Here is a 23,766-nt window from a genome sequence, read left to right as displayed (position 1 = left end):
AAAGAATTCGCTCTTTTTTCTGTATTTAAACTTATTTCACAATATTGGATTTCCCACTATCTAAAACTCTATTTGCTGGTACACTGGACATTTCAACCACTGTATTCATACTCTTATCAGTCAGTTCAATGAGTTCGGTTTCATGTTTTATTTTATTTAAATCCCACACCATCCCATGAAATTCATTATGCTGACCACTTACCTGTATAATGCTTTTTGTTTTATTTGAAGGCTGTATTTGAAGATTTGTAAATTGATTCCCACTAATTTCATTTGGCGTAGTTACTTGACTATCCATATAAATCATATTTACACAGTCTTCTAAAGAAAAGTTCATAAAACGATTGGCATTTATCCAAGCTTGTCCGGTGCTCGGTTTTTTTGCTACTAATTTTAGTCCGGTTTCCATTCCTACAATTTTAATGTTTTCGAAGTTAACAAACGAAATTTCATTTTCTTTTCCAGCAGAGTATAAAGAAATTCCGGTACCTTTATTCGTTTCCGTCCAATTAATAATATTTATATCTTTTATTTGTGTTTTGTTCCAAGTGTTATAATATTTATTTTTACCGTCTAAATAAATAACTTCAGAGTTAAATTTAGGGTCGTCAATAGCTATATACGCTCCTTCAATGGATGCGTTGTTCTCCAGTTCTAGAACTCTAAAGTTTCCCTCAACTACAAATTGGGATCCATAACCAAATAATAATTTCACACCTTTTTTAACAATGATTGGTGACGTAATTTTATACTTCTTATCATCAAGTAATACCGTTTTAATTTTACTAGATTCTGCTTTATTAATAGCAGATTGTATTTTTATTGAATCATTTCCCCCTTTAAAGTTTTCTACATACAAGTTAGTACTTTTAGCTGCATAGTCTTTTTTATTGTATTGATAAAAAGCAAAAGTAATTAAAACTATACCAATGAGTAAAACAATTATTTTCTTCATCATACTCACCCCATATCAATTAATCTATGGCTTTTATATTGAGGTTATTATTATTTTGCTTTGTATTTCAGATTACCATTGCTGCTTTGTCTATTAATCCCTTCCTCTATCCTTAATAAGCTCTTACTGGCGATATAAGATGTACTGCTGCAGATTGCTCTCCTGCTTCAATCAATATCGGTCGCATAGAACCTCCAAAACTTAAAGTAATCGTTTCTTCTTTTATTGCTCTTAAAGCATCAACCATAAAACGCCCATCGAAAGATATATTTAATTGTTTTTCACCTTGAATCGCATCTATTTGTTGCGTTTCAGATATTTTCCCAATTTGAGAAGCGTTTGAAGAAATTTTAATTGTGGATTCGTTTATGATTTCTAAGTTAACATTGTTATTAGCCCATTCACTTGCTAATAAACTTGATCGGTCTACACCTTGTAATATCTTTTTTCTATCTACGTTAATAATCGTTTTAAAATCATTTGGAATAAGGTTAGAAATATTAGGATATTTCCCTTCAATTAGTCTTGAATATAATGTAGTTGTTCCGAGCGTAAATATAATATGACTCTCTGAAAGGTAGATATATACGAATTCCGAATTGCTGTTCATTAATTTTAGAAGTTCACTAATGGTTGTGCTTGGTACAATACAATTTGCTTTTACATCTGAGGAAAGTAATGTTTCGCGTATCGCTAGTCTATGTGAGTCAGTTGCAGCGCAAATTAACTTATTATTAGATAACTCTATATGCACCCCAGTAAGAACAGGTCTAGATTCATTTTTTGCTACCGCAAAGACTGTTTGTTTAAATACTTCAATCAATTGCTCTGTCTCTACCTTGATTTCTGCATGATTGTCTATAAGCGGTACATTCGGAAACTCATCTGCAGGAAATCCATTTAAACTTAATGTGATTTCTTCTGATTGTATCTTAATAGTTTGCTCATTCTTACTTTTTATTGCGATATCACTTGGCATTTTCTTTATTATTTCAATGAAATACTTTGCAGGTACAACAATAGTTCCTACCTTTAAAATAGTTGCAATCTTTTCGTCTTCAATTGAAACAGGAATGAATTTTTCAATAAAAATATTTGAGTTACTTGCAATTAAAGTAATTCCAGATTGATCTGCAGTTATTTTTATACCAGATAATATAGGAATTAAAGATTTTGTTGATATTGCTTTGTTGACTTCTGAAAGTGCTTGAGTGAATTGTTTGTGATTAACGATAAACTCCATGTTTCCCCCGCCTTACATGAGATAATATTTTTATGAAGATTGATGAACGATTGTTCCGTTAAAAAAATAAGGTACTGTTTCTTTCTTTTGTAATAAATATAGTAAATGTTCTGGTATGCGTAAATACGGTGCTGCTATATGTAATTCCATCCAAGTAATCTCTTCGATTTCTTTTGGCCTTGATATATATGTCTCCCCGCCGATTATTTCGCCTAGAAAATTAAAGAAAATTGCATGATGATCTCTTTCCTCGAAAAAGGCTTCACTGATAGAACAAATCCCTTTTACGTTTATATGTAACCCTGTTTCTTCTTTTACTTCTCGAATTACTGCTTCTTCCAATGTTTCTCCTAATTTAACTGCGCCACCTGGTAATGTATAATAAGAACCATTTTCCCCTTTGTTTTTTACCATTAAAATCTTTTCATTAGTTTTATCGTACAAAATCGCGTATGTAACATTAACTTTTTTCATATGTACCTCCTCTATTTTTAATAAAAGGAATTTTCTGTCTTCTATTCATTCTACCATTAACTCCTTTTAATATATATAAGTTAGTTAAGTCTTGCCTTTACCACTATTGGTGGAGTTAATAAGAATAGGCTACTGATATAAAAAAAGAACGTACCTTAGGAAGATTATCCAAAGTACGTTCTTGCAGTTTTAGTATAAAAATTGATTCAATTAATACTGAAATTAATAATAACCTCGCCCTTATTGCATTTGTATTTCAAATACTAACGTTAACAAATTCTATATACTTTTTAACCGTTTTTCTAAATAATAATGATTATGTCCTTTCGGATGATCTTCACTTACTCCAATTACTTTATATCCATGTTTCTTATAAAAATCAGGTGCTTGGAAACTAAAAGTATCTAAATTAATTAACCTACACCCTTTTTCAATTGCAAATTCTTCAATAAGCTTTATTAACTTGCTTCCGTAACCTTCATGCCTATATTCTTCAGAAACCCATAGAAAGTCAACGTGTACATGGTGCCAAAAAGTTATTGCTGTTACCCCACCTACTATTTCTTCTTTTTCATTTCTTACTATGAAACTAACCTTTTCTGAAGGTGTTTTTTCTTCATCTGCAAGATATTTTTGATTGTATTCAATTACTTTCTCTCTTATGTAATCACTATCTTCTTGTACCCACTGCTGTACTATTTTCATTTTAAGTGTCACGCTCCTTTTTACTTATCTATTCAATTTTATAATGAAATTGTCCTGTCTTTAATAAGTTCGTAAAGAAGCAAAGTTAATGGAATAAAAAAGAGCCCTAACATGAGGACTCTTTTTAAAATTAAGCCACTTTCCGATGTAAATGTTTTAGTTCCTTTTTCTTCTCTGCATTTGGTGGACGGATTAATATTGAAATAATGAAGGAAATAACACTTAAAATACCGATTATAATGAAAGTTGGTTGAAATCCCCCAAGTATCGCTCCAATAAATGATCCTGCAAGCGCACCAAATCCAAAACCTTGGTAGACAATCCCGTAATTTGTACTATGGTTTTTTAATCCAAAAAAATCTCCGACAATAGCTGGGAATATAGTTATATTACCGCCGAAGCAAAAGGCGACACTTGCTACACAAGCAAAATAGATTCCGTAATTTAGCGGAATAAAACTTAAAGTAAAGACTGACAAACCTATAATAATAAACGTTGCAGAGACAATTTTCATTCGCCCGATTTTATCTGATAACGTCCCAAGAATGATTCTACCTACTGTATTAAAGATTGCAATCATAGCAACGGCGTTTGCAGCGGTTGCTGCGCTAAGTCCAACAAGTTGTACGCCGATATCTTTTACCATACTGATTAAATACAAACCACCCATACACGAGGTGAATAACATAAAAAATAGCAGATATACTTGTTTCGTTCGCATCATTTCACGCGGAGTATAGTCATTGTGTAATGTTTCAGTTACAGCATTACTTACAATTGCCTCACGTAAGAAGAACGATCCGATTAACACTAAAAGTAACACGATAATACCCCAATATAAAAATGCTTGTGATACACCAAGGTTATCGATAAGATTTCCGTTTATATATCTAAAGATTAAGCTGCCCATTCCATACGCTGATACAGATATACCTGAAATAAGCCCTTTCCGATTTGGAAACCATTTAATTAAATTAGATAGTGATGTAATATAAGCTGTTCCATCCGCATAACCAACAACGACACCAGCTAATAAATATAATAGTGGTAAAGAAGAAACTTGTGAACTAAGTATTAAGCCGAGTCCTAAAACAATTCCTGCAGTAGCAATAAGTTTTCGAAGTCCTAATTTTTTCTGCAACTTGGCTGCAAATAAAGTTGAGAATGATAAAGAAAAACTTGTTATGGAGAAAGTTATCGCTACTGAATTAAGATTCCATCCAAACTTACTTACAAGGGGTTGATTAAATAAACTCCATGTATAAATTGTTCCAAGGCCAATTTGAACAATGATTGTACCTAGAACAATTAGTAACGGATTTATAGAAGTTTGTTTCATACTAACTGTCCCCTTCTTTTATCTTGACATGAATTTTCACAGTTAGTATATCCATCATAAATTGCAAGATACTGTACGGAAAATGGTAATTAAGTTCATATACACAAAAAGACACTTCATAAAGAAGTGCCTTTTGCAGGTTATATCAGATGTTTCTAAAGAAAGCTTTGTTAAGATAAGCCATTTTCAAATGCTTATGTATATATGTTATCAAATAATTTCTTATATGTGATGAGACTTAAGACGTATTTTTCATTCATCATATAGTCGGATGAAAAATTAATATTCGATTTCATCAAAATCTTTCGGCTGCGGTACAGTTTGCATATTAGCTGCATCTTTAGGATCGCTATAAATTGCATTTTGCTCTATATTTACATCTTTTATATTTTGCTTTTTATTTTTGTTCACTTTATCTTTCATTTTCAATCACTCCTTTTCGTTATAGGAGTAATTATGCCCTATTACCGTTACTAAATGTATCTGCGACTAAATTACTAAATTCACGTAAATAATATAAGTAATTATCACCACCGTAGTTATATCTTTTATTATACATTTTTGCAACAACTACATTATATTCAGGTATTACTAAAATGGTCGGTCCAGTAATCCCTAATATTTGATACGACCCTTTTGGAACACGTTCACCAAGTTCGCTTAATTGCGCAGGCTCATTTTGGATGAACCAAAACAATCCATTTTGTGGTAGCTCTTTGTTTATATATGTTGGACTCTGCAAACTCGTAGCGATTTTTATAACTTCTTTTGGAACAATTTGTTTACCATCTATCCCACCTTGATTTAAATGAAGATTGCCCCACTGCGCAAATTCTCTAGCTGAGACAAACAAATTTTTTTCAGTACCGTCATCTACCGTACCAATTTCACTAATTGCGTCTTCATTTGGATTATTAACAACGTCAACTAAATTTTCATCTCGCTGAACTCTCCAACCTGTTTCTTGAAAATTAGCAGGTTTAAACACACGCTCCTTTAACAATTCAGGAAAACTTTTGTTATATAGCTGATAAATAAGACGTGTCATCATTCTTACATTAATATCTCTATACGCCCATGATTGTCCCGGTGCAAATTCACGAAAAATTGTCCTGTCATTCGTTTCTTCTAATCCGTGCGAATGTGTTACTAAATGTCTTATCGTCGTTTTACTAAGCAATGCAGGATCAAAGTCTTTAAAATATTTTATCGCTTCATCATCAATAGAGTTTATTTTCCCCTCATAAAGCGCATACGCTATCATTAATCCTAAATAACTTTTTCTAGCAGAAGCAACGTTAAATTGTGAAGATGCTGTTACTTTCTTGCTTGTAGATGTATTTGAGTGATAACCACTATAATGCTCTAGTACGATTTTATTATCTTTTATAATACAAAGTGCTGTAGCAGAACTATGATTTTTTTCTTTTATATCCTCTACCCAAGAAATCAACTTATCATATGTATACAAATAAATCCCCCTTAATACACATCAAAATTACAGCATGAAAGAAAAGTGCAAAATAATTTTCACACCTTTCTTTCAAGTAAAATAGCTTTGATGTTCTATACTTAAATAATCCACCAGTTCCAGCAATTAAAGCAACCAAAACATCCAGCGCAGCCTACACATCCGCCACATCTGCCGCCGCAACCACCGCAGCGTCCACCACAACCTCCGCATCCGCCGCAACGACGTACATCGCCTTGAATGTAATAATATGGATATTGATTTTGTTGTTGATCCCAATACACAACATTGCCAGTTTGATAATCATTAAGGTTTAATGATTGTAGTTCTTGTTGAAACTGATTCATTATGAAACCCTCCATTTATAAATGTAAATTCCGTCCAAATATTAAAGTTAATAAATTCTTGTAAACAAAGTAGAAACAAGACTATAGACTAAATACGTACATCAACAAAATATGAACTTACACTAGGTAATGTACCTTGTTTTTTAGCCTATTTTCTTTATATTCATTTGATGGACATATTTACTATAAATAAAGTGATTTAAAAATTACTAATCCAACAATTTAGTAGTTCATCACTTAACTTTCTTTCTAGTAATTCCTTCACTAAAGGCATTGGCATGATTTCATAATGATTTAAGGCTTCTTTATTATAATCTATCCAGTGAAATGCTAAATGAGACTCGCTAGATTTCGGTGTTAAGTCCGTATGTAAATCCGTATGTAAATCTTGTGACTCTACTTCAAAAATGTGGTTAATTTCATGATGAAGCACTTCTTTATCTTGCCATTGATTTTCTATGACTCCTAAAAATTGTTGTATACTACAGTTTACTCCAAGTTCTTCTCTTAACTCTCTTATTAATGCATTCTCTGCTGATTCTCCAATTTCAATATGGCCACCAGGTAAAAAATAATGATGGCCAATATATTCAGCAACTAATAATTTTTCATCTTTTATCATGACTGCTCGTACAATATGATGAAATTTACTTTTCAATTGATATTCCTCCTAGTTATTTAATGTATAGTTTCTCAAAATAGTCATTTAGTATTGGTATAATATAAATCATAGGTGTTTCATACGGATGAATATCATTAATAACTTCAAGAGCATCTTTTACAAGTTCTCGTTTACACTTTATTTCAACTTTACATTCTTGTCCTTCGCATATTTGACCAATTTCTCCATTAAAAGGAGATGCCTCTTCTAAAGGTCTCCAATATCCTTTCACTGAACTATAGGAAAGACAATGGTCATATTCGCCAGTTTTACATGCTCCAATTTTATTTAATTCATCCCTTAATGTTTCAATATATTCTTCAGGAATGAACACTTCAATTTTCACTTCAGTAAATTGCATATTTCATTTCACACCTTTACTTCTTAATAGTTAAACAAATAAACGGTATACTTGCTCACCATCATACTCCTGTCCTAATGATATGAAACCATATCGTTCATATAATTTCTTTGCAGAGAGATTATCTTTATGTACGGTTAATCTTATTTCTTTACACGATTTAAAAGTATTTTTTATTATATCAATACTTTCTTGTAATGCTGCTTTTCCATAACCATTACCTTGTTGCGATTGATCAATAATAAATCCGTTAATCCAATACATATCCGATGTCTCTATTACAACAGCATGCATAACAAAACCAACCATAAGGTCACCATCGTATATAGCGAATGGTATGTACTCTACATTGTCACCATCTGGTTTTATATATACTTTAGCAAGTGAAACTGCTACAGCGGGGACAAATTTTCTTTGATCTTCTTTAACTTGTAGCTTTAATGCTTCTTCCCAATTTTCTCTCGTAACAACCTTTAACTGGACATTCAATATTGTAAGCTCCCTTATATAGAGGATGTATGTTTATATTCAACGTAGTGAAATAATTCCCTTTTTCGACAACAACTTATAACATGATTTTTATAAAATCTTGAATGAATTTTTGTTCATCTATTTCTAGTGCTATACGGGCTCCTTCAGATATAGAGCTATGGCGAAAATCAGCAAATGTTTGTCCTTTCGTATCTCCGTATGTATCTACATTTACTGTACGATGCACAAATTCAAAAAAACTTGGATTTACTAATCCACTTATTGCAACCACATCATGTAGCAAAGGTCCTTCCATAGATGGATTAAGTTTTTGGTATGCGGATAGATAGTAGTCATACATTGGTTTCATTATCATATGAAATGGATTCTTTGCATTAGCTTGAATATAGTTAAATACATTTGGTGTTAACACAGCTTTGTTTGTTACATTTAAAGGGAATATGAATAAATTTTTTGCTTGATGGAAAACAATTTTACTTGCTATAGGATCTCCATACACGTTTGCCTCCGCTAATGGTGTTACATTTCCTACTTCTAAAAAGACGCCACCCATGAAATAGATTCCTTTTACATTTAGCATTAAGTCACTCCATAAATTAAAAGCAATTGCTAACGAGGTAGATCTTCCTACATCAACAATCGTTAAATCTTTTCCGTACTTTACAAGAATCGCAGCGATACTACCAAAATTGTATATTGGAATAGATAATACGCTTTCTGGAACATGGATGGGCCCTAATCCTTCTGCTCCGTGAATTTCAGGATAGTACGTAGTGATTTCTTCTGTCAGTGGTTTTGTTGCACCACTAATGACAGGAATGTCTTGTCTATTTGCTAACTGTAAAATATACGCTGCATTATGTGCAGCATGTATATGCTCAACATTTCCATATCCGGTTACAATACCGACAATTTCAATTTCGGGATGCAGTAAACCATACATAATGGCAAATGAGTCATCAATACCTGGGTCTCCGAAAAATAATACTTTTTCCAAGAAATACTCTCCCTTCATAAAAACATAGAGTCATCAATAACTATGTATATGAAAAAAGCAAGTATATCTATGCGAATTTTAGAATGGATAATGTTTTACAAAACATTAAAAAGGAACTAGCGAATGCTAATTCCTTTCTTCAGTAACCATTCTCAAATTTAATTAATTATCGTATCCTTCATAAATTGCATCATTTATTAGATTTTGTGTTTTTTTATCATCAGGTACAGGCTTCCACCAATTTCCTGTAATAAATAACATAGTTAATAAATTATAACTATCACTAAAATAACTTTCTCTCTTATTCTTCATCCAATCCCAACCACTATTTACCCACTTTTGATTATTGCTACTCGTTATACTTGCAGCAATAAACGGTGAAACAAATACAGCAGTTGGATAACTACCAATATTGGATCCATTTAATTGATAACCATCCACAATTTTAGAAGGATTTCCATTCGTTTTATTTTGAATCCATGAAGAGACTTTATCAGAAATGACTTTACTTCGCTTCTCGCCGTACATCGCATAGTCCATTACAATTCTTAAAGGTACTCGACTAGCATTATAATAATATGCATTTGTATATTCTGACTCATCTAAGAAGTCTTTAGGTGCGGGTTGTGGTGGGTTTTTTACAACGAAATCTGAAATAAGTCCTGTATTTGGAGAGTACTTATTACTAAATTGCGTATAAACATCGTACAAATTATTAATAACAGTAAGCCAAGTTTTATCACCTGTAAATTCATAAAATGCTCTAAGGTGTGACATCATCCAATCAGATGGTCTCGTATCAAGTGAACTTTTAGAATCCCAATCTCCTAAATTTAGTCGGTTATTATTTGTAACATTACTAGCTTTAATACCTTTTGTAATCATGTCTTGTGCTTCTTTCAAATAATTAACTGTTCCATTAGATCCCCACTGCTTATGAGCAAGAAGAAGAGAATACGCAATATCTAAATCTCCATCAGTAGCAGAATCAAAATGACCTTGTGCTTTTTTACTATCTGCGACAACCCATCCCATTAAATTAGGATTTTGAGAACTTTTAAAAGTTCTTGCTGTTTTAAATAAACCGTCATAGATTTTTTGAGCATTCGAATCATAACCAGCCATTAATACTGTAATTATCATCCCATACCCTTGACCTTCTGAAGTTCCAAGTGGCTTAAACCCATCAGCATCACCTGTAATCTCTCCTTTTACATAATAACCACCAGGTAAAGAAGATAAATCATTTTTCAAATATTTCTTTTTCCAATTATCGTAGTAACTTCTTACAGAAGCATTTAAACTTTCCTGTGTAACATGATTCGGTTTTATAACACCTGCATAATTAACTTGCTGGGGAAATGGTTTCATCTCCTTTGCAGCAGCTACTTGTTGATTAACTACGGGAATAGAATTTTGTATTGAATTGTCCGTTACACTTGCTGCGAAACTAGAATTAGAAAAACTAGCTAGTCCGATTCCTACAATAGAAATACATGTGAAAATTTTTCTTTTTCCATTCATTATGTTGTCAGCTCCTTTTAAAATGCTTACTACATAAAATGTAACATACAATATTTAACTGAAATACAAAATATTATATTTATCAACATAAGAAAGAAACTATATAAAAAAGTATCATAAAATTATTATTGAATTACATTATACGGATTGATTATTTGCTAAATTCCTATGTTTTTCTTTTCTTAATACCGGTATATGAGCAATCACAATTCCAAGTATAGTAATCCCTCCGCCAATTATCGAAACTAAAGTTGGCACTTCTCCTAACCATATCCAAGCAATGAAACACGCAGTTATTGGCGTTAAATATAGAGAACTTGTTGCTTCAGAAGCACCAGCACGAGATATAATATAGGCCAATGCAATATACGGGAGTACTGTTGGAAAGACACCTAAATATATAACGCTCAAGTTAACTTCAAGAGGAGCTGCTAGTATTTCTTGATAAACTCCGGGTAAGAAAATAAGCATACATACAGTACTAGACAAAATTGTATATATGGTAAATGGTAAGAAGCCGTATTTTTTTAAGTAAGATGTTTGGAAAACGAAAAATAGACTTTCTGAAATCGCCGCTAATAATATAAATAATCCCCCGCTATTCAATTGAATAGCATCGCCCTGGCTAAATGAAATTAAGGCAATTCCTGTAAAACTAATTACACCACCAAGCCAACCATTTAATTTCATTTTGTCATTCAAAAAAACAGAAGCAAGAATTGCCGTCACTATTGGGGTGACTGAAATAATTAAACTTGCAGATCCAGCATTTACTGTTTTTTCGCCGTAATTTAATGCGATGTGATAAATAGTAAACCCTAAAGCACCAAATATAAAAATTGCTGGGATATCCTTTAAATCCGGTAGTCGTAGTTTGTATATAAATGAAAATAACAAAAGTATAAATGAAGCGATTAATAAGCGTAGTAAAGTAAGGTGTTCAGGCGTATAAGATTCAAGCCCCATACGAATTGCTGGAAAAGCAGTTCCCCATATAAGAATTGTAAAAGCGTGAGCACATATAATGCGTAAATCCCATTTTTTATTATGCATATTTTCTCTCCTTCCCTAAAAAACCAACCATTTTTAAATTACCAATTATTTCTTTTCATCATATTTAATAGTTGATACAATGTCTTCAACCAGTTATTTATCGGAAAAACCAACCACTTTGAATCTTTTAAATAAACGAAGGAGTTTTTTATATGACAACCGATAAAAAAGTGCCCAAATATCGGCAGATAATAGACTATATGAAAGAAAAAATTGAAAACGGAGAATGGCCAATTGGAAGTAAAATCCCTAGTCAGCGGCAGTTAGCAAAATTATTTCATGTAAATCGAAGTACTGTAATAAATGCGCTAGATGAACTTATGGCAGATGGTTTAATTCAAGGACAAATCGGAGCAGGAACAATTGTAACAAATAATACATGGTCATTATTAGCAACTAATCCCCCGCCCGATTGGAGTGAATATGTAAAGGCCGGTATTCATAAACCAAGTAAGTTAATGGTGCGAGAAATAAATGAAGCAGAAGCAAATAAAACGCTTATCCATCTTAGTAAAGGTGAACTTGCACCTCATCTTTTTCCGCTCGAAACTATGCAATCTATAATTAAAAACGTCAGTGAGGAATTAGATTATTTTGGATACGAAGAACAAAAAGGTTTTTATCCGTTACGGGAAGCAATAAGTAAATACGTAAAATCATTTGGAATACATGCATCACCGGGTTCTATATTAATAGTCTCGGGTGCACTCCAAGCATTACAATTAATATCAATTGGTCTTTTACATAGAAAATCAACTGTTTTACTTGAACAACCTTCTTACTTATATTCACTTCATGTTTTTCAATCAGCAAATATAAATTTATCCGGTATATCAATGGATCATCACGGTATTTTACCTAACGACTTATTAAAGCGAATTAAATATAGTCAAAAGAATAATATTTTATATTCAATCCCTTGTTTTCAAAATCCAACGGGGATATTGATGTCCAAAGAGCGAAGAAAAGAAATATTAAAAATATGTAAAAAAGAGCAATTGCCTATCATCGAGGATGATATTTACCGAGAGTTATGGCTTGATGAATCACCTCCAGCTCCTTTAAAGTCGATGGATAAACATGGACATGTATTATATATTGGTAGTCTCTCTAAAACACTTAGCCCAGGACTTAGAATTGGATGGATAATCGGACCAGAACCTGTTATTGATAGATTGTCAGATATAAAAATGCAAACAGACTATGGATCCAGCTCTTTATCTCAAAGAGTAGCTGCTGAATGGATAAATGAAGGTTTTTATGAAGCACATGTAGCAAACGTAAGAATGCACCTGAAAGAACGAAGACAAATAATGATACGAGCTTTAAATAAATATTGTGCAGATATTGCATCATGGGATATTCCTAGTGGTGGATTTTTTATATGGCTAAAGGTTGTACATAACATTCCGATGAAAAAACTATTTTCAGAGGCACTATCAAAAGGAATTCTTTTAAATCCGGGACGTATTTATGAAGAAGAATCAGATCAGTACATTCGTTTATCATATGGATATGCTACTCCAGAACAAATGACTAACGGAATTAAATTGCTCAGTGAATTAATTCGGAAGTTAACGGCATAAAAAAAATCCTCTTTTGTTTTTGGAGGATTTTTTTATGTATCTTATTTACCACAATTTCATTTCCTGCCCTAATAAAATAAGTTCTTCATAAGGATCTCCGTCAATATTTAATACTTGAGCAAAAGCAGGTTCTGTTTTTAAACCTTGTTCCTTTAAGTGAATAACTTCTTCCCTTATATGGGGATGCTGCATTAATAACATGTGCTCCACTATCATATGTCTATATGCATTTTGATTACGCACTGGCTTAGGTTGAGCAAATAATTCAAATTCAAAACCTTCGAATTCAAAATTCACCTTTATCGATTCAGTACCTTTAATTTTTTTCTTTTTAATGTTGAACCCTCCATAAGAACCATATAAAGATCTCATTTCCTGCTCAAAAACATCAAAGTTATATACTTCCATTACAATATCTAAGTCAGATTGAGGAGTATCAATTCTTATCGGGATTGTCCCGCAAAGAACGGGATTATATAAAGCTAAATCTTCCATTATGTTTAGGCTATTCAAAACATCATATATTTTTTGTTGCTTGTCATTGCCCGATTGTAAATATGTAATAGATGTAAACATAGAAGTCTCTCCTTCATTTAACATAATAATCAGCTCACTAAATTTGAGAAAATAGTTCAATCATTGGATTTTGTTCTAGGAGTACCTTTATTTCAATATATTAAGCCGAACTAACTATATTTTTCAACTTTTCTCCTATACTGCAATACTATAAAAATAAAAAAGGAGGAATTATTATGAGCATTTTTAACATTCTTTTAACCGTACACATCCTATTTGGAACAATATGCTTAATCACTGGTATTGTAGCGATGGTTGCCCAAAAGAAGAAAGGAAAACATACCGAATGGGGCGAAATATATCATGCATCCTATGTTGTCATTACCCTTACGGCAATACTATTATCCATTATCAACTGGGATAAAATTGCATATTTATTTTATGTAGCAATCTTCTCTTATTCATTTGCGATTTATGGATACCTTGCACGAAAAAAACGTTGGAAAAATTGGCTCCATCACCACATTAGAGGTATGTTAGGTTCTTATATAGGGGCAGTCACCGCACTTTTAGTAAATGTCGGCATCCATATTCCTATTATAAATTTACTTCCGCCAATATGGTTTTGGTTTTTACCCACCTTAATTGGTATCCCCCTCGTAGCCAGTGTATCAAAAAAATATAAAAAGCGTAGTTGAAATTAATTACATTTTGATTACTTTCTGATTATTAGAATGAAAAATTATACTCTATGTATCACGAATGATATCATGAGTGCTCGCCCTATGAATATTTAAAATAAAATGCCGCCCAACAGGACGGCTCTTATTTTTACTTTACAAACGTAACATATTCACCAGAAACCCATTGATTTCCACCAACATTATACCAACCATCTTTATATCCAAATGATTGATATTTTTCACCTTGATACACGTTTTTCACAATGCCGTAATTTGTTCCTGGGCCGGTACGAACACGCAATACATCAGCGATTATAGTAACTACACCTACACCCTCGTTTGATGATTGTGAAGGTGTTGGTACATTTCCTCCCGTATAACGAATATATGATGGATCGTTATAAATCCACTGATCGCCACCGAGATTTAACCAGCCATTTGATTGTCCAAATACTTTGTAGGACTCTCCTTTCCCTAATTGACGAATAACGCCATATCCAGTACCAGGTCCTTTTCGTAAATTTACATTACTACCGTTAATATAAGCAATCCCTACACTATCATTCGACGGGGGAGGAGTCACTACGTTTTGAGCACCTTTTCCAAAAGTATCCGTTCCATATCCTTTGTAGTTATATTGCAAATGCGGGCTATCCACAAATCCTTTCCAGTCACCGCCCCATTCAAAGCCAATTTGTTTAGCATAACGAATTGCTGATGCCCACGGTTCTTTATTATAGCCATTCCAATCTTCTGTACCATTCGACTGAATTGGAACAAAATCTAATGCCTGTCCTACTAAGTGATATGAGCGCATCGTTTGTGATGCTCCTTTACGAACATATTCACGTTGTTGCTCGACCGTACGGATTGTTTCATAAATTAATACTTCAATTCCATTGTCGATACAGTACTGATACCACTTAAAAGCTGCAGCTTTCGTATTATCCGCTAATTTATTCAGATTACTTACATTTCTATTGTGGTATTTCAATATGCAACATCTCCTTTTCTATTATCCTATGCAAAACTCGTCTCATGGGTTGTACATATACCTAGAACGATCCGAAGTACAAATACATAAGAAGCCAATTCATCTAAATAGATTTACATTTCTAGCTTCAAACTTTGTAAACTGAAATCGAAGCAATAAAAAAACCGCAACCCAGGTCTTCTAGTTGCGGTTTTTGGTATTTTCTTTTTATATGCAACATGCCACCTTGCATTATTAATCCTAATATATAGGTTGTGTAAATTTTCCCTTTATGAATAACACTTCTTATTCATGACTTTTCAAATCCAATATTGAATGTAAACGATCCGGATAATTAGTAAACATCCCGTCGACTCCCCATGAAAGTAACTTTTTCATATCTTTTTCATTATCTACTGTAAATGGATGAACTTCTAATCCGTTTTTCTTTATTTTATTTACATAATCTGAATCAATATATTTGTAATTCATACCAAGACCTATGCAGTACGTTTTATACTTTTCTATCTCTAATTCTGTTAATTGAACTGCTTTTTTATAAGGTAATAATTGTACTAAAGATATATTACTATTTAAGCTATGAATCTTTTGCAGACTTTCTTCACTAAACGATTGAATAATAACTTTATCCTGTATTTCATAGTGATTAATAATTTCTAATAATTTTTCTTCCATTCCTGGATATTCATTAGGTGATTTTGTTTCAATATAATAGTTTGCGTTATGCCCAAACGTTTCAATAATTTCTGTTAATGTTGGGACTTTAGCATTTTCAAATTCTTTCTTTGCTAAGTTCGGATATTTTTCGTTGAAAAAAGAATCTGCATTTAGTTGCTTTATTTCTTCTAATGTATGCTCTTTCACTAGCCCAGTACCATTTGTTGTACGGTTTAAGGTTTCGTCATGCATTGCCACTAAATGCCCATCTTTTGTCATTTGGAGATCAATTTCTATATAATCTCCATTCATTTTTTGTCCTAATTTATATGCTGCTATTGTATGTTCAGGCGCATATGCAGAAGCACCTCTATGTGCGATATTTTTTATATGATTTGATTGATTAATAGCTTTAGTATACTTATGTTCATTTATTTTCTGAAAAACAAAGATACTTATTACTATAAATGCACAAATTATTGTAACGAGATATATCTTTTTCATAACGATTTATAAGCTCCTATATAAAGACGATTTAACTTGAATGATTTACTCAATTAAATGTCGATTTTCCAATACAGTCATTTTGCCGATATCTTGAAATCCCAATTTTTTATAAATATTGATTCCATCGGGTGAAGCTTGTAATACACAATACGTATTTTTAAATTTATGTGCTTCTTGCAGCAGGAAATTGAACATAGCAGATCCGAATCCTCGTCCTCTCATTCCTTCTTTCGTTGCTATGTCATAAATACCAATACTATCTTTTGAACATATCAATGAACCAACAGTTACGACTTCACCTTCATATAACCCTAAAAATAATTTCAGATTCTCACTGTTACATATATCAAGATTAGAAATTTGATTATAGAATGCTTGTACATGTATACCTTCTTCTGATGTACCGAATAGATCAGCTAACGTTTCTCCAAATTTATTTATTTGTCCAGGTGAAGATGCTTGTTGAATAGTAAAACTTACTGGCATGTTTATTGTTGGGGAAATTGTTTTTAAGTCTGCTACCATCGCAATATTCTGTTCCACTTCTTTTAAACCGATTTTAATTAACTCACTTTTTATATCCCGCTCTTGCTCCTCATCCCATAACCAAACACTCATTGGAAAATTTCTTTGATAATAGTATTCTACCTCTTTATATAATTTCTCGATCCCTTCCGTTAAATTATTGTTTAGTAGAGTGATGATATTAAATGTATCGGCAGGTAATCCACAATCAACAGCAATATAATCTTTCGTTTTTTTTATACTCATTCCGGGCACAAATTGTGCAACATATGAAGTTTTAAATGCAAAGTTTTCTAGTAGTAGTTGTTTATAATTCATCAATAGTTCTCCTTTTCATAAAAAGTAATAATCGAATCTCTCTATATTAAATATAACATATTAGAAATTTACCTTTTTTTATAAAAAGTACCTCTTTAAATTGTGCTCTATAGTTTAAAATAATTAAAAATGATATAACGTTGTCGGAATGAAAAAAGTGGTATATAATAAATATTAACATTACTAGTAATTATTTTAGGTATTCCTAGAATAAAGGAGCGATACATATGAAAATTACTATTTATTTCGGAAGTCATGAAGATCAAGATGTTCGTACTATGGACTGTCATTTAGATGTAGAAGATACAGAAGAGATTGTTTCTGTATCATAATATAAATAGTTAGGGTAAACCCTATTCCCTACAGCGTTTAAGGCACCTTTTATAAGGTGTCTTTTTTGTTATATTTTCATCAAAAACCCTTTACTTTATAGCATTTTAATAGTAAAATATAATTATACGAACAAACGTTCTTTTCTATTTTAAACGTACATGAAGGGATGATTTTAACAATGGCTCCATTAAAGCGCAGAGGAAGAAAAAAGCAAGCACCTATTATTTCAAATACAGGCTTTATCGGCTCTGTCTTTATTGATACATTGGAGTTACAAAAGAAATCCTATTATTTCGCTCGTAAAAAACTTCAAATTGTTCATCACGTATTAGATGGTCTCTCTGGAGCAACAAGCGCTTTGTTTAAAGAACATAACATTTCAGCATACATGTCATGTGTATATTTACATAAACAAAAGAAAATTGGCTTTGTTCTTTCAACGAAACCATTTGAACAAAATGATGGCATTGCTTATTTTGTAAATTATTTAATCGAAAAGAATTTTTACGGCGGCCATGACGAAGATGTAGAATATCAAGAAGTATTTAATACAGGTTTTATCGGTGTAGTATTCGCTGATTTATCTAGTATAGATCGCTTTAATTTCGAGTTTGAAATGGGTATGCTAACGAAATTAATGAAAGATATGATTATTCCGGTTAAAGAACTCTTTTTACGCCATAATGTACCGGCTTACATCTCCACTTCTCACTTAGAAGAACAAAACAAATTAGGTTTCGTTCTCTCTGTAAAGCCATATGACGAACGCGCTGAAGCAGATTTATATTTTGAAGCATATTTAAAAGAACGCGGATTATTTATTGGTGATGAAGAAGATGATATTGATAAGATTGTTATTAGAAAAACAGCTGAATTACGATAGAAAAGCGCAGGATGCTAATCCTGCGCTTTTTCGATATTATTTAATTACGTTCAACACGTAGGATTAGTGTAGAAGGTTACATAGGGGGAGCGTCAGGAAAATGCCGATTTACAATGATAAGGGAATTCCAAATTAAAAAGCGCAATTTCTCTGCAAATCAAAACAGAGAAATTGCGCTTTTTAATTATTTCATTTTTTTATTGAATTCATTAACTGGAAGAAGTATTCAGGTTTATGAGTCTTATTTAGGTTATACCATGAATGTAATGCATCTGGTGTAAATACATCTATTTTTTTCAGTACCTCCCTTGAAAATTCCAGAGGAGCTATTCCTGATGCAGTAACTAAATTCGCATCAGATACCGCAGATCCCAACTCATAAAACTTTTCTCCTTTATAGTTAGGACATACCATTTTAGTATATTCTAAGTTATTACTTGTATGCTTTCTAGTATCCAAGTATCCCATATTCGCTAGGGCATCAGTTGCACCACAAATTGCAGCAACAATAGTGCCAATCTTTAGAGCTTGGCCAATTCTTTCCAAGATAGGTTGATGAATTTCTTCGCTCCAAGTAGTCCCTCCTGGTAAAATTAAAAGATCTTTACTCTCAAGAGTACATTCATCAAGGGAAATATCTGGTTTTATGCTCAGTCCTCCCATAGTAGTAATCATTTCTTTATTAGCTCCTACTGTAATTACTTTTAAAGGTGCTAAATCTTTTTTGAAATATCTTCCTGAGTTTAGTTCAGCAATTAAATATCCATATTCCCAGTCCGACATTGTATTAAATACATATAGAAAAACTTTTTTTGTTTGCATCCAATAACACTCCAATCACAATTTATATAGCTATTATAATATAACTTCCCTGACAGTTAACGTCAGGGAAGTTATCATACTTGATGAAATTTTATTAATTCCGACAGAACTTCAATAAGTCTTTTCTTAAGACTTATTGGCTCAATAACTTTAATAGATTTATTGTACGGTAAAAGTAAATAAGGTACATAGGTATGTATCATATCTTTTTCAAGAAGAAAAACAGCTTGATTTGAAGTCCGTTCTTGTAAATAATGTCCTAAAAACCAATGTTGGCAAATATCAGCTAATACATTTTTATCCCCATTAATAACCAAAGAAATAATATCTTTCTTATCTTCTATAGTTGGAAGAAGACTTTTTATAAAAAAGTCCCGTGCCGAAAAATTTTCTGGCCGGTTAAACTTATTTTCCGTTAACATTAAACTTTCAATTCGATCTACTCTAAAACTACGGATATCATTCCTAAGATGACAAAATCCAATCACATACCATTTATTATTCCAATAGATAATTCTGTATGGATCGACCAATCTATAATTTAATTTCTTTTCCCCATTTTTATGGTAAAGAATTTTTACTGAGTACCCGTCAGCTACGGCCTGCTCCAACTCCTTCAAAAAAGTTTCTATAGAGAGCGGACTTAATCGACTTATTACTTCAAGACTAGTTAAATGTTGATTTATCTTTGTTTCCTGCTCTTGATTTGAGTATTTACTTAGTTTTGAAATGGCCCTATTTAATGCTTCACCTCCATAATACCCGGCTTCTTCTGCAAAAACAGCAGCATGAAATAGTGAAGTTTGCTCCTCAAAATCAAAAAAAAGAGGGGCTTCAATAAAATTGTTCAATAAAGTGTATCCGCCGTTATGTCCTGGTTCTGAAATTATAGGTACTCCACTAGTTGAAATTGTATCAATATAACGATACACAGTCCTTATATTCATCTCTAACTTTTCTGAAATTTGTTTCGCAGTAATTTTTTCACCTGAACGAAGCATCCAAAGAATTGCTAACATACTGTCAATTTTAGGCATATAATTTCACCTCTATATGAAACTTATTTTCTATTATAAATTTCCGATTTTCGGTATAACTCATCAATTGTTCCTTAAACTTTTTCTTCAAAAATAATATCCATTCTGATTTCGTTCAGTTGCTGAAATTGCCTTGAAGAATTCTGGTTAATTGAACTGACACGTATAATAGCATAAATGGTACTGCAAGCGTAACTAGTTTCCTTACTTTTATATTAACCTTTCCCCTTGAAACTAAAGATATATCTTTTATATACTATTGGTTAAATTTGGATGGATGAATATTATTTTATATTGAAAAAATAAATACGTCAAAATTATTTTACGGAAATTATAAAAATCATATTATATATAGATTAGTAAACTACTGAAATAATGCCCCCTAAAAGCGAAAAACGTGTTTCTATCTGTGAGTTTATAAGAAAGGATGACGTTTTTATTTCTATTTGTATGTGTGATAAATTACACCTATTTCCCTGAGAATTTTAAAAATCCTCATCCCCAATACCATACGAGTTGTTGCTACGGGTCTTGGTTTTGTACAAAAAATCGATAGAAACCAAGAAAATGATTTTATATCTTTTTATGTTTAGAGGAATTAAAAAATCACTACACCCCCTTCATATACGTGTAATATACAGGGATTTATAACTTGATATAGAACATAAAAAGGAGATGTTTATATTATAAATAAAATGATATATATAAGTGGAGGGTTAGAAAATGAAAATTGCAATAGTCTGCTTCGATAACTTTACTGATATAGATGTTTTTCTACCATGGGATTTATTAAATCGTGTACGTTTAGTCGGTGGTCTTTCTGATTGGGATGTACAGCTTTTAGGAACGGAAGAAACTCATATATCTATGTCTGGCTTGCGTATTCCCATGACAGGAAGCATATCTGATATCCCTTTTGCCGACGCTGTAATATTTGCAAGTGGTAAAGGTGTAAAGGATTTATATAAAAACCAACAATATATTAATAGCATTCATGTAGATCCTCAAAGACAATTAATAGGATCTATGTGCTCTGGTTCACTACTATTAGGAGCTAAAAAATTACTAACTGGTAAAAAAGCTACAACATATCCATCCGCAGTAGAACAGCTAAAACAATTTGATGTAGACGTTATTGAGCAAAGTTTCGTAAACGAAGGAAATATCTCGACTGCTGCGGGTTGTTTTGCTGCTCAAGAACTCTCAGCCTGGATTATAAGGACCCTACTTAATGAAGAAATGGTTGATATTGTACTAGAAACTGTTCAGCCAGTAGGAAAAGGTTTATATTTTTAATCTCAAATCAAGTCAAGGAATTGTGGTTGCTCCCCAAAACGATAAAATAAGATTTTTGTTTCAAGTTAACACAAATTTCGTTCTAGAGTGCTATAAAAATTCAACTTGATGATGGCGTGCACCATTTATAAATAAAAAACCCGTGAACTATTCACGGGTTTTACTTTAATAACTAATTGCAATTGTACCTTCACCTGCATGAACCGCAAATGAAATTGGTAATGGATATAATTTGAAATCCATTTCAGGGAATGCTTGTCTAATATCTGCAATCCATTCTTCAGCTCCAGCTTTATCGTTAGCATGGAACATGTGAAGTACTTTTGGTAATTCTTTTTCAAGTTCATTTTTAATATATTCTCGACATTTTTGGATTTTACGAACTTTCTTTTCAAGTAAAAGCTCTCCACCTTTTACTTCTAATATTAAGTTGACACTTAATAAACTTCCAAGTAAAAATTGAACTCCCTTTACACGCCCACTTGCATAAAGGCCTTTTAAACTTTTCGGGAATACGTGGAAAGGTCTTCTTTTTTCCTCTACTAATGTTTTGTGTATATCTTGTAAAGTCATACCATCATTGTATAACGATTTCGCTTTTCTAATTAGTTCATCCATTGGATAACTTGTTGTTTCACTGTCTAATACCGTTAATGGAAAACCTGCCATTTCTGCAGCTAACTTCATATTTTGATAGGTTCCACTTACTTTTCCGCTAATAGCAACTGCAAATCCTTCTTCATATTCTTCTTTGCATTTCGAAAATAACTCTACCATTTCCCCTATGTTAGGCTGTGATGTAGTGACAGTTTTACCTTCGTTCAAAGCATTATAAACGCGCTCACGCACACCTTCTTCACAATCTTTGTACGACACACCATCAATAATAACTTCAATTGGGATAACAAAGTTATCTCCTTCTGTTTTAAAACTCGCAGTTGTACTATCAGTAATCCAAGCAACACGATTCATGTTGTTCCTCCCTTAATTCAATTCCTCTTTTCTAATTTTTCTATATATTTATGTTATGAAAAGAGAATATCCCTGTAATAGTAACAGGACTTTATTGTTTTGGCTATAGTAGATGCATATTAAATGTGACTATTTCTTGTCTATTTCACAAATAAAAAAGAAAATCAAGGAATTTGCTCGATTTTCTTCTTATCATATACTATTTAAAAGTTTCATTATCTAAAATTACTACATAATCATTCGTTAATCGTCCAGCTTCTTTTGTATAACTAACAAGCCTTTGTATATTATCACAGCAAATTTTTGCTCCCCATACGAGTAACGGTACGCCAATAAAATCAATATGGAACCTTCTAGAAAACAGCCCACCGAAAGTCATCGGTAAAGGCACTGTTGGTGATGTATTAGAAAATATAATCTTTTCATGGCTTTGATAATGTTTTTGCAAGATTTCTCCTAAATGCTTCATCGCTGGTACAACAACTTTTGATGCGCCACATCCAATCGTATATACAGGATGACCATGTTCATCGATTCCATGAAAAATAATTTTTCCCATATCTTCTGTTTTCAATTTATTAAAGTAATCTACATTCAAAATTTCTTCTTTCGTTAACTTACGATCCGTTGGTAGTTTATTTAAATGATACGCTGCAGCTAGTGAGGTAGTATGTGTTCCACCAAAATCTGTGTAAATGTATATCATATTATCATCCCTTGTTGTAAAAGTTCAATGTTAATTAGTATTACCGTTCTTAGCAATGTTAAACAAGGGGTGTTACTTGTCCCATATGAATAATGGACTGGATTGTTACAAACCACAACAAAGCCGAAATGAGCCAAATACGGTTTATTTTCACTTTTCGTTCTTTACTTTGCATCAAAACAATAATAAGAACAACAAGTAAAATATCCATTTAGAATCCTCCTATAAACTTGTTTATCTTTAAAGCTTATATTCTCCCCTTCTCATCAGCCTTAAGCATTATTTATAAAAATAAAAAGACGTACTTTT

27 protein-coding genes are annotated in these 23,766 nt (G+C 32.2%); 4 read left to right on the top strand and 23 right to left on the bottom strand.

Annotated elements, in window-relative coordinates:
• Positions 1 to 31 precede the first annotated feature (31 nt).
• The 14 genes from DN399_RS13165 to DN399_RS13105 all read right to left on the bottom strand — a co-directional run bounded on the left by DN399_RS13165 (position 32) and on the right by DN399_RS13105 (position 11,622).
• Entirely contained in the window at positions 32 to 955 is a 924-nt protein-coding gene (locus tag DN399_RS13165; RefSeq protein ID WP_141402966.1) for a hypothetical protein, read from the bottom strand.
• A gap of 112 nt (positions 956 to 1,067) precedes the next feature.
• The gene (gene dnaN, locus DN399_RS13160; protein WP_149149679.1) at positions 1,068 to 2,198 is read right to left on the bottom strand and encodes a DNA polymerase III subunit beta; all 1,131 of its coding nucleotides are present in this window, start codon (positions 2,196 to 2,198) and stop codon (positions 1,068 to 1,070) included.
• Between the two features lie 30 nt (positions 2,199 to 2,228).
• On the bottom strand, positions 2,229 to 2,672 hold the full coding sequence (locus tag DN399_RS13155; protein ID WP_098376229.1) for an NUDIX hydrolase: 444 nt from the start codon (positions 2,670 to 2,672) through the stop codon (positions 2,229 to 2,231).
• A 279-nt stretch (positions 2,673 to 2,951) separates the two neighbouring features.
• Positions 2,952 to 3,377 carry a GNAT family N-acetyltransferase gene (locus DN399_RS13150; RefSeq protein WP_000706906.1) on the bottom strand — a complete coding sequence of 142 codons (426 nt, stop codon included), beginning with the start codon at positions 3,375 to 3,377 and terminating at the stop codon, positions 2,952 to 2,954.
• A gap of 130 nt (positions 3,378 to 3,507) precedes the next feature.
• Complete coding sequence (locus tag DN399_RS13145; protein WP_149149678.1) at positions 3,508 to 4,716, bottom strand: L-lactate MFS transporter; 1,209 nt, start codon at positions 4,714 to 4,716, stop codon at positions 3,508 to 3,510.
• 279 nt (positions 4,717 to 4,995) lie between these two features.
• Positions 4,996 to 5,139: a hypothetical protein gene (locus DN399_RS28105; RefSeq protein WP_016122603.1), complete on the bottom strand. Its 144-nt coding sequence runs from the start codon at positions 5,137 to 5,139 to the stop codon at positions 4,996 to 4,998.
• Positions 5,140 to 5,170: 31 nt separating this feature from the next.
• The gene (locus DN399_RS13140; protein ID WP_006929688.1) at positions 5,171 to 6,187 is read right to left on the bottom strand and encodes a serine hydrolase domain-containing protein; all 1,017 of its coding nucleotides are present in this window, start codon (positions 6,185 to 6,187) and stop codon (positions 5,171 to 5,173) included.
• 101 nt (positions 6,188 to 6,288) lie between these two features.
• Positions 6,289 to 6,534, bottom strand: a complete 246-nt coding sequence (locus tag DN399_RS13135; RefSeq protein WP_001071385.1) for a heterocycloanthracin/sonorensin family bacteriocin — start codon at positions 6,532 to 6,534, stop codon at positions 6,289 to 6,291.
• 199 nt (positions 6,535 to 6,733) lie between these two features.
• Positions 6,734 to 7,192 carry an NUDIX domain-containing protein gene (locus tag DN399_RS13130; RefSeq protein ID WP_049108012.1) on the bottom strand — a complete coding sequence of 153 codons (459 nt, stop codon included), beginning with the start codon at positions 7,190 to 7,192 and terminating at the stop codon, positions 6,734 to 6,736.
• A gap of 16 nt (positions 7,193 to 7,208) precedes the next feature.
• Complete coding sequence (cutA, locus tag DN399_RS13125; RefSeq protein ID WP_001160791.1) at positions 7,209 to 7,556, bottom strand: divalent cation tolerance protein CutA; 348 nt, start codon at positions 7,554 to 7,556, stop codon at positions 7,209 to 7,211.
• A gap of 30 nt (positions 7,557 to 7,586) precedes the next feature.
• A complete protein-coding gene (locus DN399_RS13120) occupies positions 7,587 to 8,045 on the bottom strand; it encodes a GNAT family N-acetyltransferase (RefSeq protein ID WP_016122601.1) in 459 nt (152 codons plus the stop codon).
• Positions 8,046 to 8,121: 76 nt separating this feature from the next.
• A complete protein-coding gene (locus tag DN399_RS13115; protein WP_049108011.1) occupies positions 8,122 to 9,045 on the bottom strand; it encodes a nucleoside hydrolase in 924 nt (307 codons plus the stop codon).
• A 162-nt stretch (positions 9,046 to 9,207) separates the two neighbouring features.
• On the bottom strand, positions 9,208 to 10,569 hold the full coding sequence (locus DN399_RS13110; protein WP_016122599.1) for a family 8 glycosyl hydrolase: 1,362 nt from the start codon (positions 10,567 to 10,569) through the stop codon (positions 9,208 to 9,210).
• Positions 10,570 to 10,707: 138 nt separating this feature from the next.
• Complete coding sequence (locus DN399_RS13105) at positions 10,708 to 11,622, bottom strand: DMT family transporter (protein ID WP_025709387.1); 915 nt, start codon at positions 11,620 to 11,622, stop codon at positions 10,708 to 10,710.
• A gap of 152 nt (positions 11,623 to 11,774) precedes the next feature.
• Here DN399_RS13105 and norG point away from each other — a divergent pair, with 152 nt between their 5' ends.
• Complete coding sequence (gene norG, locus DN399_RS13100; protein ID WP_149149677.1) at positions 11,775 to 13,208, top strand: efflux pump transcription regulator NorG; 1,434 nt, start codon at positions 11,775 to 11,777, stop codon at positions 13,206 to 13,208.
• A 45-nt stretch (positions 13,209 to 13,253) separates the two neighbouring features.
• On the opposite strand, the gene DN399_RS13095 is transcribed toward norG, so the two are convergent.
• Positions 13,254 to 13,784 (bottom strand): DUF4269 domain-containing protein, encoded by a 531-nt coding sequence (locus tag DN399_RS13095; RefSeq protein WP_000495168.1) that lies wholly within the window; start codon positions 13,782 to 13,784, stop codon positions 13,254 to 13,256.
• A 176-nt stretch (positions 13,785 to 13,960) separates the two neighbouring features.
• On the opposite strand from DN399_RS13095, the gene DN399_RS13090 reads away from it, so the two are divergent.
• Positions 13,961 to 14,422: a hypothetical protein gene (locus DN399_RS13090; RefSeq protein WP_006929674.1), complete on the top strand. Its 462-nt coding sequence runs from the start codon at positions 13,961 to 13,963 to the stop codon at positions 14,420 to 14,422.
• A gap of 133 nt (positions 14,423 to 14,555) precedes the next feature.
• Here the strand turns inward: DN399_RS13090 and DN399_RS13085 are convergent, their stop codons facing one another.
• The 3 genes from DN399_RS13085 to DN399_RS13075 form a co-directional block, all read right to left on the bottom strand.
• Positions 14,556 to 15,401 (bottom strand): SH3 domain-containing protein, encoded by an 846-nt coding sequence (locus DN399_RS13085; protein ID WP_000873736.1) that lies wholly within the window; start codon positions 15,399 to 15,401, stop codon positions 14,556 to 14,558.
• Between the two features lie 285 nt (positions 15,402 to 15,686).
• Positions 15,687 to 16,562: a glycerophosphodiester phosphodiesterase gene (locus DN399_RS13080; protein ID WP_000725653.1), complete on the bottom strand. Its 876-nt coding sequence runs from the start codon at positions 16,560 to 16,562 to the stop codon at positions 15,687 to 15,689.
• 45 nt (positions 16,563 to 16,607) lie between these two features.
• Complete coding sequence (locus tag DN399_RS13075; protein ID WP_001107096.1) at positions 16,608 to 17,408, bottom strand: GNAT family N-acetyltransferase; 801 nt, start codon at positions 17,406 to 17,408, stop codon at positions 16,608 to 16,610.
• A 511-nt stretch (positions 17,409 to 17,919) separates the two neighbouring features.
• Between DN399_RS13075 and DN399_RS13070 the strand changes: the two genes are divergently transcribed.
• Positions 17,920 to 18,624, top strand: a complete 705-nt coding sequence (locus DN399_RS13070; protein ID WP_006929668.1) for a hypothetical protein — start codon at positions 17,920 to 17,922, stop codon at positions 18,622 to 18,624.
• A gap of 189 nt (positions 18,625 to 18,813) precedes the next feature.
• Here the strand turns inward: DN399_RS13070 and DN399_RS13065 are convergent, their stop codons facing one another.
• Both DN399_RS13065 and DN399_RS13060 read right to left on the bottom strand, forming a co-directional pair.
• On the bottom strand, positions 18,814 to 19,446 hold the full coding sequence (locus tag DN399_RS13065; protein ID WP_149149676.1) for a type 1 glutamine amidotransferase family protein: 633 nt from the start codon (positions 19,444 to 19,446) through the stop codon (positions 18,814 to 18,816).
• A 74-nt stretch (positions 19,447 to 19,520) separates the two neighbouring features.
• A complete protein-coding gene (locus DN399_RS13060) occupies positions 19,521 to 20,483 on the bottom strand; it encodes a helix-turn-helix transcriptional regulator (protein WP_149149675.1) in 963 nt (320 codons plus the stop codon).
• 723 nt (positions 20,484 to 21,206) lie between these two features.
• On the opposite strand from DN399_RS13060, the gene DN399_RS13055 reads away from it, so the two are divergent.
• Complete coding sequence (locus tag DN399_RS13055; RefSeq protein ID WP_000684456.1) at positions 21,207 to 21,779, top strand: DJ-1/PfpI family protein; 573 nt, start codon at positions 21,207 to 21,209, stop codon at positions 21,777 to 21,779.
• Between the two features lie 165 nt (positions 21,780 to 21,944).
• Here the strand turns inward: DN399_RS13055 and DN399_RS13050 are convergent, their stop codons facing one another.
• The 3 genes from DN399_RS13050 to DN399_RS28100 form a co-directional block, all read right to left on the bottom strand.
• Entirely contained in the window at positions 21,945 to 22,751 is an 807-nt protein-coding gene (locus DN399_RS13050) for a DegV family protein (protein ID WP_001082413.1), read from the bottom strand.
• Positions 22,752 to 22,950: 199 nt separating this feature from the next.
• Complete coding sequence (locus DN399_RS13045) at positions 22,951 to 23,457, bottom strand: DUF3189 family protein (RefSeq protein WP_000639421.1); 507 nt, start codon at positions 23,455 to 23,457, stop codon at positions 22,951 to 22,953.
• Between the two features lie 58 nt (positions 23,458 to 23,515).
• Entirely contained in the window at positions 23,516 to 23,668 is a 153-nt protein-coding gene (locus tag DN399_RS28100) for a hypothetical protein (RefSeq protein WP_176327992.1), read from the bottom strand.
• Between the last annotated feature and the right edge of the window lie 98 nt (positions 23,669 to 23,766).

Source organism: Bacillus sp. AR4-2 (assembly GCF_008274865.1).
Classification (GTDB): Bacteria; Bacillota; Bacilli; order Bacillales; family Bacillaceae_G; genus Bacillus_A; species Bacillus_A cereus.
This window is presented reverse-complemented; position numbering and strand designations above follow the sequence as displayed.